The 16,417-nt window shown below is 51.7% G+C and carries 13 protein-coding genes; 6 read left to right on the forward strand and 7 right to left on the reverse strand.

Going from position 1 to position 16,417, the window contains the following annotated elements:
- Positions 1-65: 65 nt before the first annotated feature.
- On the reverse strand, positions 66-1,814 hold the full coding sequence (gene ggt, locus OSH01_RS00635) for a gamma-glutamyltransferase (protein WP_266122123.1): 1,749 nt from the start codon (positions 1,812-1,814) through the stop codon (positions 66-68).
- Positions 1,807-2,694 (reverse strand): LysR substrate-binding domain-containing protein, encoded by an 888-nt coding sequence (locus OSH01_RS00640; RefSeq protein ID WP_266122124.1) that lies wholly within the window; start codon positions 2,692-2,694, stop codon positions 1,807-1,809. The genes ggt and OSH01_RS00640 overlap by 8 nt, the downstream gene beginning before the upstream one ends.
- Before the next feature lie 139 nt (positions 2,695-2,833).
- Between OSH01_RS00640 and OSH01_RS00645 the strand changes: the two genes are divergently transcribed.
- On the forward strand, positions 2,834-4,525 hold the full coding sequence (locus tag OSH01_RS00645; protein ID WP_266122125.1) for a thiamine pyrophosphate-binding protein: 1,692 nt from the start codon (positions 2,834-2,836) through the stop codon (positions 4,523-4,525).
- 20 nt (positions 4,526-4,545) lie between these two features.
- Complete coding sequence (locus OSH01_RS00650) at positions 4,546-5,739, forward strand: acyl-CoA dehydrogenase (RefSeq protein WP_266122126.1); 1,194 nt, start codon at positions 4,546-4,548, stop codon at positions 5,737-5,739.
- A gap of 74 nt (positions 5,740-5,813) precedes the next feature.
- On the opposite strand, the gene OSH01_RS00655 is transcribed toward OSH01_RS00650, so the two are convergent.
- The 5 genes from OSH01_RS00655 to OSH01_RS00675 all read right to left on the reverse strand — a co-directional run bounded on the left by OSH01_RS00655 (position 5,814) and on the right by OSH01_RS00675 (position 11,796).
- On the reverse strand, positions 5,814-6,254 hold the full coding sequence (locus tag OSH01_RS00655; RefSeq protein ID WP_266122127.1) for a MaoC family dehydratase: 441 nt from the start codon (positions 6,252-6,254) through the stop codon (positions 5,814-5,816).
- 84 nt (positions 6,255-6,338) lie between these two features.
- The gene (gene boxA / locus OSH01_RS00660) at positions 6,339-7,583 is read right to left on the reverse strand and encodes a benzoyl-CoA 2,3-epoxidase subunit BoxA (protein WP_266122128.1); all 1,245 of its coding nucleotides are present in this window, start codon (positions 7,581-7,583) and stop codon (positions 6,339-6,341) included.
- A 54-nt stretch (positions 7,584-7,637) separates the two neighbouring features.
- Positions 7,638-9,062, reverse strand: a complete 1,425-nt coding sequence (boxB, locus tag OSH01_RS00665; RefSeq protein ID WP_266122129.1) for a benzoyl-CoA 2,3-epoxidase subunit BoxB — start codon at positions 9,060-9,062, stop codon at positions 7,638-7,640.
- Between the two features lie 40 nt (positions 9,063-9,102).
- Entirely contained in the window at positions 9,103-10,764 is a 1,662-nt protein-coding gene (gene boxC / locus OSH01_RS00670; RefSeq protein ID WP_266122130.1) for a 2,3-epoxybenzoyl-CoA dihydrolase, read from the reverse strand.
- 126 nt (positions 10,765-10,890) lie between these two features.
- Positions 10,891-11,796, reverse strand: a complete 906-nt coding sequence (locus OSH01_RS00675; protein ID WP_266122131.1) for a helix-turn-helix transcriptional regulator — start codon at positions 11,794-11,796, stop codon at positions 10,891-10,893.
- 175 nt (positions 11,797-11,971) lie between these two features.
- Between OSH01_RS00675 and OSH01_RS00680 the strand changes: the two genes are divergently transcribed.
- The 4 genes from OSH01_RS00680 to OSH01_RS00695 are packed head-to-tail and all read left to right on the forward strand — an operon-like array spanning position 11,972 to position 16,411.
- On the forward strand, positions 11,972-12,448 hold the full coding sequence (locus OSH01_RS00680; protein ID WP_266122132.1) for a 4-hydroxylaminobenzoate lyase: 477 nt from the start codon (positions 11,972-11,974) through the stop codon (positions 12,446-12,448).
- 41 nt (positions 12,449-12,489) lie between these two features.
- A complete protein-coding gene (locus OSH01_RS00685; protein ID WP_266122133.1) occupies positions 12,490-14,028 on the forward strand; it encodes a 3,4-dehydroadipyl-CoA semialdehyde dehydrogenase in 1,539 nt (512 codons plus the stop codon).
- Positions 14,029-14,060: 32 nt separating this feature from the next.
- A complete protein-coding gene (locus OSH01_RS00690; RefSeq protein ID WP_266122134.1) occupies positions 14,061-15,620 on the forward strand; it encodes a benzoate-CoA ligase family protein in 1,560 nt (519 codons plus the stop codon).
- Positions 15,617-16,411, forward strand: a complete 795-nt coding sequence (locus OSH01_RS00695; RefSeq protein ID WP_266122135.1) for an alpha/beta fold hydrolase — start codon at positions 15,617-15,619, stop codon at positions 16,409-16,411. Before OSH01_RS00690 ends, OSH01_RS00695 begins: the two co-directional genes overlap by 4 nt.
- Positions 16,412-16,417: the final 6 nt, after the last annotated feature.

The following is a 16,417-nucleotide window of genomic DNA, read 5'->3' on the forward strand; positions in this document are numbered from 1 at the left end:
TCGCCAACCCCTTACCTCCCGCTAGCCCTCTGCATCTAGGGGCTAGCCCATGCATAGGGGGCACATTAACGGCCTGCAGCGCTGCCCTCGCGCCTAGGGTCTACTCCGCTACTAAGCACACCTTGTTTGTCCTTGGCAATAATATGTGTTCCGCTGGGAAAACTCTGCAAACGCACCTCGTGCCCTAAAGCTTTAAGCGTATCTTGATGACGGCTGATGGGTCTATCCGCTTCCAACTCTGTGGGCCCATTCCTGCTGCCATAGTGATCGAGGTTCACGGCTTGCTGCGGTTCCAGGTTCCAGTAAAACATAGCGCTTAGGGCCTGCGCTACATATAAAACAATAGCGCTACCGCCAGGCGAGCCTAAGGCTAAAACAGGCATTCCTGCTTCAAATACCATCATGGGAGCCATTGAACTGCGGGGGCGCTTCTGCGGCTCGAGCCGATTGACCACGATGCGGCCATCTGTCTGCTGATTCCCAAAAGAAAAGTCAGTAAGCTGATTATTCAGTAAAAATCCTTGTACCCATATTTTGCTCCCAAAGGCTGCTTCGATAGAGCTTGTCATGGAAATAAGCTGACCCCGTGCATCGGCCACCACAAGATGCGTCGTCGCTGCCTGCTCTAACGCTGGAGCAAGCGCAGGTGGTGTTAACTGAGTAAGCTCACCTGGTAGGGCTACCCCCATGGCCTGGTCTGCCTGAATACCTTGCGCACGCTGGGCTAAATACTCCGCACTAAGCAGCTCTGCTACAGGCACCGCTACAAAATCAGGATCTGCTACCCATGTGTCGCGGTCTGCAAAAGCCAAGCGACTGGCCTCAGAGAAGTAATGCACTGCCTGCCATGAGTCGGGAGCATACTGGGCGATGGGCGTATGTTGCAATATGCCCAAGATTTGCATCACAGCCAAACTACCTGAGCTAGGGGGTGGCATACCACAGATTTCCCATTGTTTCAGCGTCATACAAAGAGCCGGACGCTTCACCACACTGTAAGCGCGCAGGTCTTGTTCTGTCAGGTAGCCTGAAATAGGCTGATTGCGCACCGCTGCAATCATGTCCCTTGCCAGGGCGCCTTGATAAAAAGAGCTGCTACCCTGCTGAGCTAGCAAACGTAGTACAGCAGCAAACTGTGGATTACGTAGTCGATGACCTACCGGCCAGGCTTGCTGCTCTGCATCGAGAAAGTACGCAGCAGTTTCAGGCTGACGGGCTAGGTCTGCTCTGGATTGCTGAATCAAAGTATGAAGGCGGGGTGAGACTAAAAAACCCTGCTCAGCTAACGTGATGGCTGGGGCAAAAAGTGTGGCCCAAGGTAAATGTCCGTACTCGGTGTGCAATTGCTCTAACCCCAATAGCAAACCCGGCACGCCCACAGATAAGCCGCTGTTCATCACTGTTTTAAAACTTAGTTCGTGACCCGGCTGACCAAAATACACCACAGGGCTATCCAACGGCGCCACTTCTCGCGCGTCATAAGTTATCAAGCCTGACTTAGGATGAAAGGCCAAGATAAACCCTCCACCCCCTATGCCTGACGACTGAGGCTCAACCAAATTCAACACCAACTGGGCGGCAATGGCCGCATCAGCTGCACTGCCCCCTTGATTTAAGATAGTCATCGCCGCATCGGTCGCTAAGGGATTAGCGGTCACTGCCATCATTTCTTGGCTACGCACGGCCACTTGCTCAGTGCGCTGACTACTGCCTTCCGGGTTAAGCGGCTGCTTAGCGTGGACAGTACTCAGTACCCCGCAAATTAGGCCCACGCCCACTACGATTTTTCTCAATACCAAGTGACTATTACGCATATAAAGTATCTGTTTTATTGTCGGCGAGCCAACGAGCAAAAATAAGCAAAGCCTCTGGGGGATCACTGTGGATGGGATAACTGAAATAATAACCTTCACTAACCTGAAGACGATGCGCTACCGGCATGATCAGCTCCCCGCTTTGCAAGTGCGCCTCGACTAAAAATCGAGGTATTAAGGCAACTCCCATATGGGCTCGCACCGCGGCAAGCAACATGGTGAATAACTCATATCGTGGTCCAGCATGCAGCTTTAAGGAGGGTGTCACGTTCTGAGTGTGATACCAGTCGCGCCAATTATCAGGACGTGAGCTCATGTGCAGATGGAGCAACTCTTGCACAGGGCCTTGAGCTGCTACGCTAGGTGTACACACAGGAATAAGCTCACCTTCGTCAAACAGCTTAAAACCTTTGGTTTGCGGCCACATACCTGACGCATGATAAATCGCTGCATCAAAAGGATGGTCGGTAAACTGAAAAGGCAAGGTACGCACCGATAAGCTTACCGCAATATCCGGTTGTAGCCGTGCAAACTGGGCCAAGCGCGGCACCATCCAAACAGTCGCTAGCGTCGGCAACACAGCAAGATGCAGGCTGTGCCCCACGCTGGCACGTGCCACCAAACTTGACGTATCTTTTTCTATTTGCTCTAGGTGATGCCGTATGCGCCCAGCATAATCACGCCCAGCGCTGCTTAACACCAAGCGTCTCCGAACGCGGGTAAACAAGGTCACCCCTAAACGTTCCTCTAAGCCAGAGACCTGTCTGAATACTGCACTATGCGTCAGCGAAAGTTCTTCCGCAGCACGCGAAAACGATCCTAATCTAGCTGTTGCCTCAAAGGCCTGTAAGGCCCCTAGACTTGGTATACCGTATCTCATGGTAATCCCCACATGCAGCATATGGCTGCGGTATCTAGTATGTACTCAGTGCTCACGGACTTGTTATCCTGAAAAGCACAATATTGTGACATTTTATCAATTGCCTTGTGCGTTATGCGCACATTATGCTCAATATCATATGACCACACATACACCTAACACTGCCCGCATGGGGGGCCACCTACTTGTCGATCAACTCCGCTTGCACGGCGTTGAACAGGTATTCTGTGTGCCCGGTGAAAGCTATCTGGCCGTACTCGACGGCTTGTATGACAGCGATATCAAGGTAACTGTATGCCGCCAAGAAGGCGGTGCTGCCATGATGGCAGAGGCCTACGGAAAGCTACAGGGCAAACCAGGTATCTGTATGGTGACACGTGGCCCTGGTGCAGCCAATGCCATGGCTGGGATACACATAGCCCAACAAGACTCCACTCCCCTTATTGTTTTTGTGGGCCAAGTGGCGCGCGCCATGCAAGAACGCGAAGCCTTCCAAGAACTGGACTATAAAGCGGTATTTGGCAGTCAAACCAAATGGACATGCGAAATTAAGCAGGCGGATCGCTTACCCGAGCTACTTGCACGTGCGTTTCACATTGCCACCAGTGGTAGACCAGGCCCTGTTGTGATCGCTCTACCAGAGGACATGCTGACTGAATATAGCCTAGTTCAGGATGCACACCCCTATCAGCTTACCGATACCCACCCTGCCCCAGAGCAGATTCTTGACTTGCACGCGCGCATCCAAGGTGCACAACGACCGATTGCCATACTCGGGGGTTCAAGGTGGAATGCTCCAGCCGTGGCCCAGTTTGAGCGCTATGCTGCAGCCATGCAATTACCCGTCAGCGTGCAGTTTAGACGTCAAATGCTTTGCTCCAGCGGGCATTCGACCTACGTGGGTGACTTAGGCCTAGGCGCTAACCCCGAGCTTATCGAGTATATCCGTCAGGCAGACTTGGTTTTGTTGCTGGGAGGACGTTTTTCAGAGGTGCCCAGCCAGTCATACACACTTTTTGACATTCCTACCCCACGCCAAAGCATTGTGCATGTGCACCCCGATGTCCATGAGCTGAATCGTGTGTACCAAGTAGAGCTGGCTATCAACGCCAGCCCTAGCGCTCTCGTTGCGGCACTGCCTACCTCTTTACCAAACACTCAGGCCAGAGCAACGGTCAGCGCCTTGCGTGCCAGTTACTTAGCGTGGAGCCAACCTGCTGACGTGCATATCCCAGGTAAGCTTCAAATGGGGCGTATCATGGAATACTTGCGCCAACGCTTGCCTGATGACGCCATTATTTGTAATGGTGCTGGCAATTATGCCACCTGGGTGCACCGCTTTTATAACTTCCGCCAATTTGGCACACAACTTGCCCCAGCCAGTGGCTCGATGGGGTATGGGGTGCCGGCTGCTGTATCCGCACAATCGCAATATCCGCAGCGCACCGTGGTTGCCTTTGCGGGGGACGGCTGCTTTCTCATGCATGGCCAAGAGTTTGCCACCGCAGTGCAATATGACTTGCCTATTATTGTTATTGTTATCGATAACAAAATGTACGGCACCATACGTATGCACCAAGAACGAGACTACCCTACACGCCCTAGCGCAACCAGCCTGCGCAACCCCGACTTTGCTCACTACGCCCAGGCTTTTGGCGGGCACGGCGAGCAAGTTCACGATACCGATCAGTTTCCCGCCGCCTTTGAACGCGCGCTGCAAAGCGGCAAACCCGCTATTATTCATTGTCTGCTTGACCCTCAAGCTATTACTCCCTCGCTCAGCCTAGACCGTATTCGAGAGCTTGCGTTACAAGCCCAACATCACGATTAACCTACCTGGAGATTTCTACTATGTCCTCTCAACCCTCATTTAACTGGCAAGACCCCCTCTTGCTTGATAGCCAACTCACTGAAGAAGAACGTATGGTGCGTGAGGCCGCTGCCGCCTACGCACAAGAAAAACTGGCGCCGCGTGTGTTGGAGGCCTTTCGCCACGAACAAACAGATGCCGCTATTTTCAAGGAAATGGGGGAATTGGGCTTATTAGGTGCCACTATTCCCGAAGAATACGGTGGCGCAGGACTTAACTATGTGGCCTACGGCTTAATCGCACGCGAAGTCGAACGCGTCGACTCCGGCTACCGCTCCATGATGAGTGTGCAATCCTCACTCGTTATGGTGCCTATTAACGAATTTGGCACAGAAGAACAAAAAAGAAAATACCTACCTAAATTAGCGAGTGGCGAGTGGATTGGTTGCTTTGGCCTTACCGAGCCTAATCATGGCTCTGATCCAGGTGCCATGGAAACCCGCGCTCACAAAACGCCACAAGGCTATCGCATCAGTGGCACCAAAATGTGGATTACCAACTCCCCTATCGCAGACGTATTTGTCGTCTGGGCTAAAGTGGTGGGTGGCGAAGACGATGGCAAGATCCGTGGCTTTATCCTAGAGAAAGACATGCCAGGGCTAAGCGCCCCTGTCATTCACGGAAAAGTAGGCCTGCGAGCCTCTATTACGGGTGAAATCGTGATGGACGAGGTGGAAGTCAGCGCGGACCAACTATTGCCCAAGGTAAGCGGCTTGCGCGGCCCCTTTACCTGCCTGAACTCTGCCCGCTACGGGATAGCTTGGGGAGCACTCGGTGCAGCTGAGTTTTGCTGGCACACCGCCCTGCAATACACACTCGATCGTAAACAGTTCGGCCGCCCCCTAGCTGCTACCCAATTGATGCAGAAAAAACTGGCCGATATGCAAACCGAGATTACTTTAGCTCTGCAAGGTTGCCTACGCTTAGGACGTATGAAAGACGAAGGCACAGCGGCGGTAGAGATCACCTCTATCATGAAGCGCAATTCTTGCGGTAAGTCCCTAGACATTGCCCGTATGGCGCGTGACATGCTTGGTGGTAATGGGATTTCTGATGAGTTTGGTATTGCCCGTCACTTAGTGAACCTAGAGGTAGTCAATACCTACGAAGGTACTCACGACGTGCATGCCCTGATTTTAGGTCGCGCCCAAACAGGCATACAGGCTTTTTTCTAGGCTTATACTACCCCTAGACGAATAAAAAGGCTGCGATACTACGCAGCCTTTTTTGCCAAATGCAGACCTAATTATTAGGTCTGTTTTAAATCGAACATGCTCGTCGCATCGATTTCTAATACTTGTTGGTTATCTTGGTTATAGACATTCCAAATCCAACGCAGTATGCCCAAATCATCACGACTAGAAGAGACCCGTTTCGCCGTTACCACCGCTTCCAGGCGAATCTCATCACCGGGACGCACGGGTAATAGCCAACGCAGGCTCTCGAGCCCAGGAGAACCGAAAGACTCTGAATCGTGTAGTGCCGCGTCTACAGCCATACGCATCACTTTTGCACACGTCAGCCAGCCACTGCCTATGATGCCATTCCAGTGGCTTTGTTTTGCCCGTTCCTCATCCACATGAAAAAACTGTGGATCATATTTTTGGGCAAATTCTAGCATTTCTGCCTGAGTAATTTTTACAGGTGGATGGTGTATCACCATACCTACTTCAAACTCGTAGAATTTCATGCTGTGCCGCAACAAAAAGTAGATAGGCAGCCAGTGTACCAGAGCCTACAGGCAACTGCACACTAGCCTGGTTAATACCCATTCTCAATACGTTTCAAAGTGGATCCTACCCTGCTCTTTAAGATTTTTATGCAGTGCAAACCAGTCTAGACCAGCCTCCACAGCAATCTGCTCCAAGGCAGCCACCACTCCCTGCTCCATTCCCTTTAAGCCGCAAACATAAATATACGTTTCGGCATGTTGCAACAACGCCAGTATTGCGGCGGAGCGCTCTAGCATCAAATCCTGTACATACTGTTTTGGCTTATCTGCCTGACGCGAAAGAGCCAAGTTGATGTCAATGAAGTCATTAGGCAGATTCATCAACGGCCCAAAATACGGGAGCTCTTGTTCGGTGCGCGCACCGAAGAACAGCATTAACTGGCCACTATCACTCACCGTACCAGCTTGTCGCAAGCGGCGCCTATGCTCAGTCATGGCCCGCATAGGTGCCGCACCCGTACCTGTGCAGATCATTAACAATCTAGCCTGCTCGTGATTGGGCATTAAAAATGTGTGACCAATAGGCCCAATCAAGCGCACCTGATCGTTTTTCTTTAGATCACAAAGGTAGTTAGAGCAGATTCCATCATGTGTATGCCCATCGTGCCCAGCTTTCACCCGCTTAACGGTTAAGGAAAGATTGTTATAGCCAGGGCGTTCGCCATTGCGTGGACTAGCGATAGAATACTGACGGGCGTGGTAGGGGCGATCGCTGGCGTCATTACCCGGAGGAAAAACAGCAATCGATTGCCCCTCTAGTACGGGGAAAAGCTGCTGACCGAAATCCAACACAATATGATGAATATCGCTATCGCTGTCTTCACCGGTCAATCTATAGTTGCCCACTACCGTGGCATAAATAGGCGTCTTGTGCGTATACAAGTTCACGTAAGGATGAGCCGCTGACCAAGGAGGAACCGTTGCCCCCGAGCTCGTATGCGGTGTATTTTCCAGCCCCATCTCCTGCTGTGTCGACGCGTCTTCTTGGGCTAAGTCTTGGTCTAGCGGCAAATCTTGGGCTGGCGGTAGCTCCATCCAAGAAAACTGCTCTTCCAACGTGTAGGTCTGCGCGCTCAGTACAGGCACCCAATGATCAATGGCACCTGTAGGGCAAGGCGGCACACAGGCCATACAGTGATTACAGATAGAGGCATCCACCACGTAGTTATTACTGTCGTGGGTAATAGCATCCACCGGACAGGTTTCTTCACAGGTATTACAACGTATACACACCTCGGGATCAATAAGGTGTTGTTGGATGACGGTTGGCATAGTCATTGCATTCATGGTGTACCTCGGCTGGCAAGCAAGCCCGACCGGGCTTGCCTTTCACGCACCCACTTAGTTAAAACGTATGTAATCAAAATTAATCGGTTGACGATTAATCCCGATAACCGGTGGAGCAATCCAATTAGCAAACTGGCCTGGCTCAGTCACACGCCCCATCAAGGAGCCAACAAAAGCTCGATCTTCGGCGGTCGGCAGCCACTCATCCTGATGGGCCTGCCATTGTTCTTCAGACAAAATAATGCCTTCTGGCGAGACGCGTACCCCTGCTAAAGTCCCGATCTGACGATTGAACGCTTTATGGGGAACTTGTAAGCGGAAATCTATGCCGTTTTTCTCTAACACTCGGTTCCAACGTCCCACCCCGGCGACCGTGTCACGAATAAAGTCATCGCGCAGCACCTCATTGAGTGCATTGAGCATAGGCACTTCGACTTCTTTGAGTTCACCGTTTGTGACCGTCAAGATCGAGTATGCGCGATCTTTCAACTGGTGATCATCCGTGCGCTTACTCTCTTCATAACGACCTTTTAAACCAGAGCTATAAAACGTCGCGGCGTTTGACGATTGGTCTGCGCCGAACAAATCTATGGTGACGCTGTAATGGAAGTTGATATAACGCTGTATGGTTTGCAGATCAATCACCCCTGCGGCACGCACCTGATCGGGTGCTTCGATACCGCGCTGACGCATAACCTCGGCAGTACGCTGCAATACCCGCGACACCCCTGACTCCCCCACAAACATATGGTGAGCTTCTTCAGTCAACATAAACTTGGTGGTGCGAGCCAAGGGATCAAAACATGACTCGGACAAGGCGCTCAATTGAAACTTACCGTCTCTATCGGTGAAGTAGGTAAACATATAAAACGCCAGCCAATCCGGCGTTTTTTCGTTAAATGCTCCTAGAATGCGTGGGCTATCTTCGTCGCCCGAGTTACGCTCTAACAAAGCATCCGCTTCTTCCCGACCATCACGCCCAAAATAGCGGTGCAACAAATACACCATCGCCCATAAGTGCCGTCCTTCTTCCACGTTAACCTGGAACAAGTTACGCAAGTCATACTGCGAGGGAGCGGTATGCCCCAAATGACGTTGCTGTTCAACCGAAGCGGGCTCGGTATCACCTTGAGTAACAATAATACGGCGCAGATTGGCTCGGTGCTCACCGGGAGCCTCTTGCCAAACATCTTTGCCTATATGATCACCAAAGTGCATTTTGCGTTGACCGTCCTGAGGAGCGAGAAAAATTCCCCAGCGATAATCTGGCATGCGCACGTGCCCAAAGTGAGCCCAGCCGTCGGGCTGCACGCTGACTGCCGTACGTAAGTACACCTCATGCGCCTGTGAGCTTTCTGGGCCCATTTCCTGCCACCACTTTAAGTAATTAGGCTGCCAGTGCTCCAGTGCACGTTGCAATGTACGGTCTTCTGATAGATTTACGTTGTTCGGTATGCGATCTAAATAATTGATACTCATCGTCTCATCTCCTATCTGCTGTTGGCTTATGGGCGCGCGCTTACACACGCTTCCAATCAAAGGCGGCGGACTGTCCCGTGCCATATACGTTGAGCGCCCCCTTCTCACCGACCGCATTAGGGCGATTAAAAATCCAGTTTTGCCATGCGGTCAGACGGCCAAACACCCTGGTTTCTAGGTTCTCAGGGCCAGAGAAGCGCAAATTGGCCTCAAGACCGGTCAATGAGTCGGGCGACAAGGCACGCCGCTCCTCTAACACTAAACGTACTTCGTCTTCCCAATCTAAGGCATCGGGACTTGCCGTGACCAAACCTCTGCGCTCGGCCTGCTGTGCATCAATGGCTTCTCCCATGACGTCTTGCAAAGTTTGCATGGTGTCGCTGTCCTGATAAAACCTACGTCCCAGGCGACTTTCTCCGCTAACCATAGGGAGGCTGCCGAAGTTCATGGCGCCTAATGTCAACGTTACGGGTTGAGCGAGCTCGGGGTCATCCAGCATATAGCTGCGATCACTGGCTAAGGCCACCTCCAGCAAGCTGCCTACAAAGCACGAACCTTCTTCCAACAACGTAATCAAGGAGCGGGATGTGACGTCCAAGCGAGCCAAGGTACGACGCAACATTCCCAGTGTTTCCAACGCAAACCAATGATCTTGATGCGCCAATAAGGTCTGATCGGCCATCAGTACATGCTCGGCCTTACCTTGACTGCGGAATACCCAGATTCCTATTTCCAGCTCGTTGCTGCGCATGTGCAACATTGCATCGTCTAGCTCACGGCTAAACTGCAATGGCCACCAGGCATCGCCCAAGGCTAGGATGTCGCTCATCTGAGTCGGGCCTGCTTCCTGCGGTGCATGCAACACCCATTCTGCCTGGCGCTTTTCCCTATCTATGGTGACTTCTACATATTTGTAACGCAGGCTGTTATCGAGCAGCTCGCGCTGCACAGGAGTCAGGGTTACGCCCTCGCCTGCCTTTCCGTTACGACGACTGGCTTTGCCTAATTCCACAGCACGTTGCTGTACGCTAGCCTCAAACACGGCAGGCTTATAGATTTCATCTACCAAGCGCCAGTTCTTAGCACGTTCTCCACGCACGCCTTCTACTAAGGTACAGAAAATATCAGCCTGATCATGTCTTACCTTACGCTTGTCGGTCACACGGGTTAAGCCCCCTGTACCTGGCAACACGCCCAGTAACGGCACCTCAGGTAAGGATACAGCCGAGGAACGGTCATCAATGAGTAAGATTTCATCGCAGGCTAATGCGAGCTCATATCCTCCACCAGCACAAGCACCGTTCACGGCAGCCACGAATTTCAAACCGCCATGGCGACTCGAGTCTTCCATACCATTGCGCGTTTCATTGGTAAACTTACAGAAGTTGACCTTCCAGGCATGAGAGGAAAGGCCCAACATAAAAATGTTGGCACCTGAACAGAAAATACGATCTTTATTGCTCGTGAGTACTACCGTACGCACTTCGGGGTGCTCGAAACGAATACGTTGTAACGCATCGTGCAACTCTATATCCACACCCAAGTCGTAGGAGTTAAGTTTTAACTTATAGCCTTCGCGTAAGCCACCGTCCTCGGCCACATCCATAGCCAGTCGAGCAAGCTCACCTTCAACAGTTAGTTGCCAGTGACGATACTGACTCGGGTCGGTACGAAAATCTACAATTGAATGTGCGTCGTTCATAGCGCAGCCTCGAACAATAAGATGAAAAATAATGCCTAAGCCCTAGGCGATTAACTGCATAATATTGCACTAAACTGCACGCGTCAATAAAAGATGCACCAAAATGCATCAAATAAGTATAAGTACCTAATTCCTCATTTGTTCACGCACATGCGTCGCCAGTAAACGTAAACAGTCCTCAAAACTGACTTCGGAAGTGGAACAAACCCAATCTGCTTTCGCATAATAAGCCTGGCGACTGCTTAAAATTTGTTTTAAGTCGGCCATGGCTTCTTTATTGCCGGCCATAGGACGAAAATCCCCTTGCGCCAGCACACGTTGCATGTGCTCCTCAGGGGTAGCTTTCAACCACACCGTATAACAATGGTCCCATAATAAATTCATGGTAGCGGGCTCAGAGACAATACCGCCTGGAGTCGCGAGCACCATTTCAGGATACAACTGCAAGGCTTCTTCCAGTGCCCGCTTCTCGTACCGCCTGTACGCTGTAGGGCCATAAAGGCTATGGATCTCAAGAATTCCACACCCGGCAACGCGTTCAATTTCGGCACTGAGCTCAACAAAGGCATAGCCCAAAAGCTCTGCTAATGCGCGTCCGAGCGTGGATTTTCCTGCGCCTCGCAAACCTATCAAGGCAATTTGGCGCATTCGATTACGGCCTTTTGTCTGGCTATCACCAAATTCTTGTGCCAAGACGACGCGGGCGTGCTGTAACTCCGCTTCGCTGCGCCCACTAAGAATTTCACGTATTAGCAACCACTCAGGACTCGAGGTGGTGATGTCGCCCACTAGCTCGGCTAATGCGCAGTTGAATGCGTTCGCGATCTGTCGCAACACTTGTATAGAAACGTTGCCTACACCTAACTCTAGGTTCGCTAAATGGCGTTCCGACACCATCGCTGCTTGTGCCAGCTCTTTGCGCGTCATGCCGCGTACCGCTCGCAGTTGGCGGACTCGATCGCCCAAGGCCAAAAGGAAGGGGTCTAGTTCGCTGTCGCTAGTAGCGAGAGGCTCAGAAGTCGTATTTTTCACCCAGAAAAACCCTAGTTTTCAAAACAACATGCATTATAGTGCTTGACGAAGCGGGGTAAAAGCCCTAACTTTGCCAACATGAAGAATATTTCAGTTCGGCTGCAAAAACAATGATTGAAATCAAGATCAGGGCAGATAAACACCGAACCATAAAGCGAGACAAGGAGACTTTCCCATGGAACGGGAGCACGAGTTCACGCAGCAAATCAGCATCATAACTGACTTTATTGGACAGCAAAGGCTAGATGCAGCACTGCAAACCTCATTGAATCAGCACTTTCCTGCACAAGGAGAGGTAGTGCAAAGCATTTACCGCCGCTGCTTACAAGCTATTGAGGCAGGCTGGATGTGTCAGCACAGCCATGGCGGGATTGATTACGGTCGTGTTGTGCAACCCTGCCCTGAGCTACAGGGTTTTTCTGTTGATGTCGTCAATATGGAAGATGTACAAGGCCCTCATCACAGTCACCCCCATGGGGAAATCGATTTAATCATGCCTGTAGACAATGGCGCCTTGTTTGATGGACACCCAGGGGGCTGGCTTGTTTACGGCCCTGAGAGTGCGCATCGGCCTACGGTTACCGAAGGTAGAGCCTTAGTGCTATATCTACTGCCCCAAGGGGCGATTGAGTTCACCCGTCAGCCCCGTTAAGGCCGCCGTCTCAACGTGATAATCTCCCTGGAATAGAAACCATGCAACTTTTGGCTAGTTATACTGAAGGGTGTTGGCACACCCCCACTGAGGCACAAGAAGAACTTCGCGATCCCATACATGGAACCGTGCTGGCAGGCCTTAATGCCAGTGGACTGGATCTGCACGCGGCTTACCACTATGCACGCACAGTCGGTGGGCCCGCATTGCGCAGCCTAAGCTATGCGAAGCGCGCCGAGTTACTCCAAGCAGCGGTAGAAATCCTAAAACCAAACCGCCCGCGCTATTTTGAGATCGCGCAGAAAAACTCCGGTACTACCGAAGCAGATTCTGCTGTTGACATCGACGGCGGTATTTATACCTTAGCGTGGTATGCCCATCAAGGCAAAACGCTCACAGGCAATACACTGCTTCTGGATGGCAGTAGCGACAGCTTAGCGAAAGATGATTCTTTTGCCACCCAGCATATACGCGTAAGTAGTCAAGGCTTAGCCTTGCTGATCAACGCGTTCAACTTTCCCTCTTGGGGCTTGTGGGAAAAAGCCGCAGCGGCTTTGCTATCGGGTATGCCCATCGTGGTCAAACCTGCGAGCGCTACCGCTTGGCTTAGTTATGCCATGCTCAAGGATGTACTTGAAGCCGATATTTTTCCTGCTGGGGCCATCAGTTTAGTCACTGGTCGACCAGACGGCTTGCTGGATCACCTAGAGGCCCTAGATTTAGTCTCTTTTACAGGGTCTGCCGATACCGCAGAGCAATTACGCCAGCATCCCCTTATCCGCTCAGGGGCTGTGCGTCTTAATGCAGAAACTGACAGTATCAATAGCGCTATCCTATGCCCGGATGCATCAGTTGACAGTATTCAAGCCCTAGCCAAAGAAGTTCGCAATGAACTACGCAGTAAATCAGGGCAGAAATGCACTGCTATACGGCGTATTTTTGTTCCCACCAAGCGGCTGGAAGAGGTGGCCACAGCCTGTTGCGCGGCCTTAGCAAAGATCGTCGTGGGTGACCCCTCTCACTCCCATGTCACCATGGGAAGCCTGGCTTCTTATAGTCAGTATCAAACGGTGCAGCAACAGCTAGCGTCTTTGGACAGCTATCTAGAGCCAGTTTTCGATGGCCGGTTGCAATTAAGCATACAAGCCCCCGCTGGGCACGCTTGTCTTGCGCCGGTGTTATATTCTGCCGCCGCTTGCCCTCATGACCCTCGTGTCCACGATACAGAAGTGTTTGGCCCGGTTGCCACACTGGTTCCCTATGACTCTGTGGATGAGCTGAGTGCTCTCGTACGCTTGGGCGGCGGGTCCTTAGTCGCTTCGTTGTACGCAGACACCAAAGAACAAGCATTACCTTTAATTAACCGCTTGGCCGAGCAACATGGTCGTTTACACATAGTCTGCCCAGGCAGCAAGCACACGGGGCATGGCAATGTTATGCCGCAATCTTTGCACGGAGGGCCGGGTCGAGCAGGAGGTGGGGCTGAGCTAGGTGGCCTGAGAGCCCTACATTTTTATCACAATCTTTGTGCCATACAGGCCCCCGCCGATATGCTGGCCGCATTAAGCCAAAAAAGTTAAGCAGCAAACGCAACAGCGTGGAGAGCAGAACCATGGGATGTCCAGAACACTTTAATTTCGCGCAGCACATCATCGAACTCAATGCTCCGCACCCTGATAAGGCGGCATATATTGATGATCAAGGTACTCTTAGCTATGGCGACCTAGAGCAGCAACTCAAACAGTTTGCCGCAGGGCTGGGGCAACTACAGATACGCCGCGAAGAACGTGTCTTGCTGGTCATGCAAGACAGAATAGAATGGCCTATTAGCTTCCTGGGCTGTCTGTATGCGGGCATTATCCCTGTGGCGGTGAATACTTTACTGCCCGCCGCCGATTATGCCTATATGCTTGAACACTCCCGTGCCCAAGCGATTATTACCTGTGCCGAGCTGTTACCGGTTTTACGTGAAGCCTTAGCACAGGCTGAACACGAAGTACGTCATATTATTGTCGCCGGAGAATCGACAAGCCACGATACGCTAGCCTGGAAAGCACTGCTTCAAGGCCAAGATGGCGCTCAAACTTCCTGTCACACCTTGGCTGATGAAGCCGCATTTTGGCTGTATTCATCCGGCTCAACGGGGCGGCCTAAAGGCGTCGTTCACTCGCATGCCAACCTCTGGTACACGGCTGAGCTCTATGGCAAACCAATATTGGGGGTTCAAGCTGACGATATTGTCTTTTCAGCCGCTAAACTGTTCTTTGCTTATGGTTTGGGCAATGCGCTCACCTTCCCCTTGTCTGTGGGCGCTTGCACCTTATTAATGGCAGGCCGCCCTACGCCTGAGGCAATCTTCCAGCGGCTAATAGATTTTCAACCCACGGTTTTCTGTGGTGTCCCCACCTTGTACGCCAGCATGCTGGCCAACCCTGATAAACCGAATGCCGCCCAGCTGTCCATCCGTATCTGCGCATCCGCTGGCGAGTCCTTGCCGCGCGATATAGGCGAACGCTTCCGGCAGCAATTCGGCGCTGACATTCTTGACGGCTTGGGCTCAACAGAAATGCTGCATATTTTTTTGTCCAACCAAGTCGACGATATACGCTATGGCAGCACAGGAAAAGCAGTACCGGGCTATGAGGTTCAGTTGCGCAATGAGTCCGGACAAGCGGTGGAACAAGGCGAAATTGGTGATCTGTACATACGCGGCCCAAGCGCTGCCATGCTGTACTGGAATAACCGCAGTAAGTCGAAGGAAACGTTTTTAGGTGACTGGTTGCGCAGCGGTGACAAGTACACCTGTGATGCTGACGGCTATTACACCTACGCAGGCCGTTCAGACGACATGATTAAGGTTAGCGGCCAGTATGTATCGCCGATAGAAATTGAGAACATCCTTATTCAGCATGAGGCGGTCATGGAGGCTGCCGTCATTGGGGTGGAGGATGATTATGGGCTCACCAAAACCCAAGCTTATATCGTCCTGCACCCCGGTCAACCTAGTAACTCTGATATGGCGCTGGTGCTGCAAAACTACGTCAAAAGTCAATTAGCACCTTTTAAGTATCCACGCCATATCTGCTTTATAACGGATCTACCCAAGACCGCTACCGGGAAAATCCAGCGTTTCCGTTTACGCCAACTTCATGAGGAGCAACGTGCTTCATGAGTCACAGCGACTATATCTCCCTATCGTGGCAGGACAGAGAAATCAAGTTGGAATACCAATGGCTCAACGCCGACGCCGACGGCCCGTTGCTGATCTTTCTTCACGAGGGTTTAGGTTCCATCAGTATGTGGCGCGACTGGCCCGCTCAACTATGCCAAACGACTCAAAGCCGTGGACTGGTTTTTTCTCGCTATGCCTATGGGCGCAGCACTCCTAGGCCGCCTGCCGAGCAATGGTTACCAGACTTCATGCATCAACAGGCATGGGAGGTATTACCCAAGCTGCTAGAGGCTTTAGAGCTAAAAAATGAGAAACCTGTGCTGATTGGGCACAGTGATGGTGCATCAATCGCCCTACTTTATGCCAGCCGTTATAGCCACTGCATGCGTGGGCTGGTCGCCATCGCGCCGCATTTGTTTGTCGAGGAAGTATCGCTGAGCAGTATTGCAGTGGCACGGGAAAACTACGTAAACACGCCCTTGCGCGAACGATTAGCACGTCATCATCTCGATGTGGACTCGGCCTTCTGGGGCTGGAACGATATTTGGCTGCATCCGGAGTTCAAGAGTTGGAATATTGAGGCCGAAGTGGCCCAAATCAGCTGCCCCATACTTGCCGTACAAGGAGCAGATGATGAGTACGGCACTCTGGAACAAATAAGAACTATCCAGCTTCTGGTACCTAGTACCAAACTGGCCATACTGGCTGACTGCGGCCACTCCCCTCATCGCGACCAAAGTGCCGCCCTTACTAACCATATACAACAATTTTTGAGCGCTCTCAGCGCATAGCCTTCG

It is taken from the genome of Alcaligenes endophyticus, assembly GCF_026344035.1.
GTDB classification, from domain to species: Bacteria; Pseudomonadota; Gammaproteobacteria; order Burkholderiales; family Burkholderiaceae_B; genus Alcaligenes; species Alcaligenes endophyticus.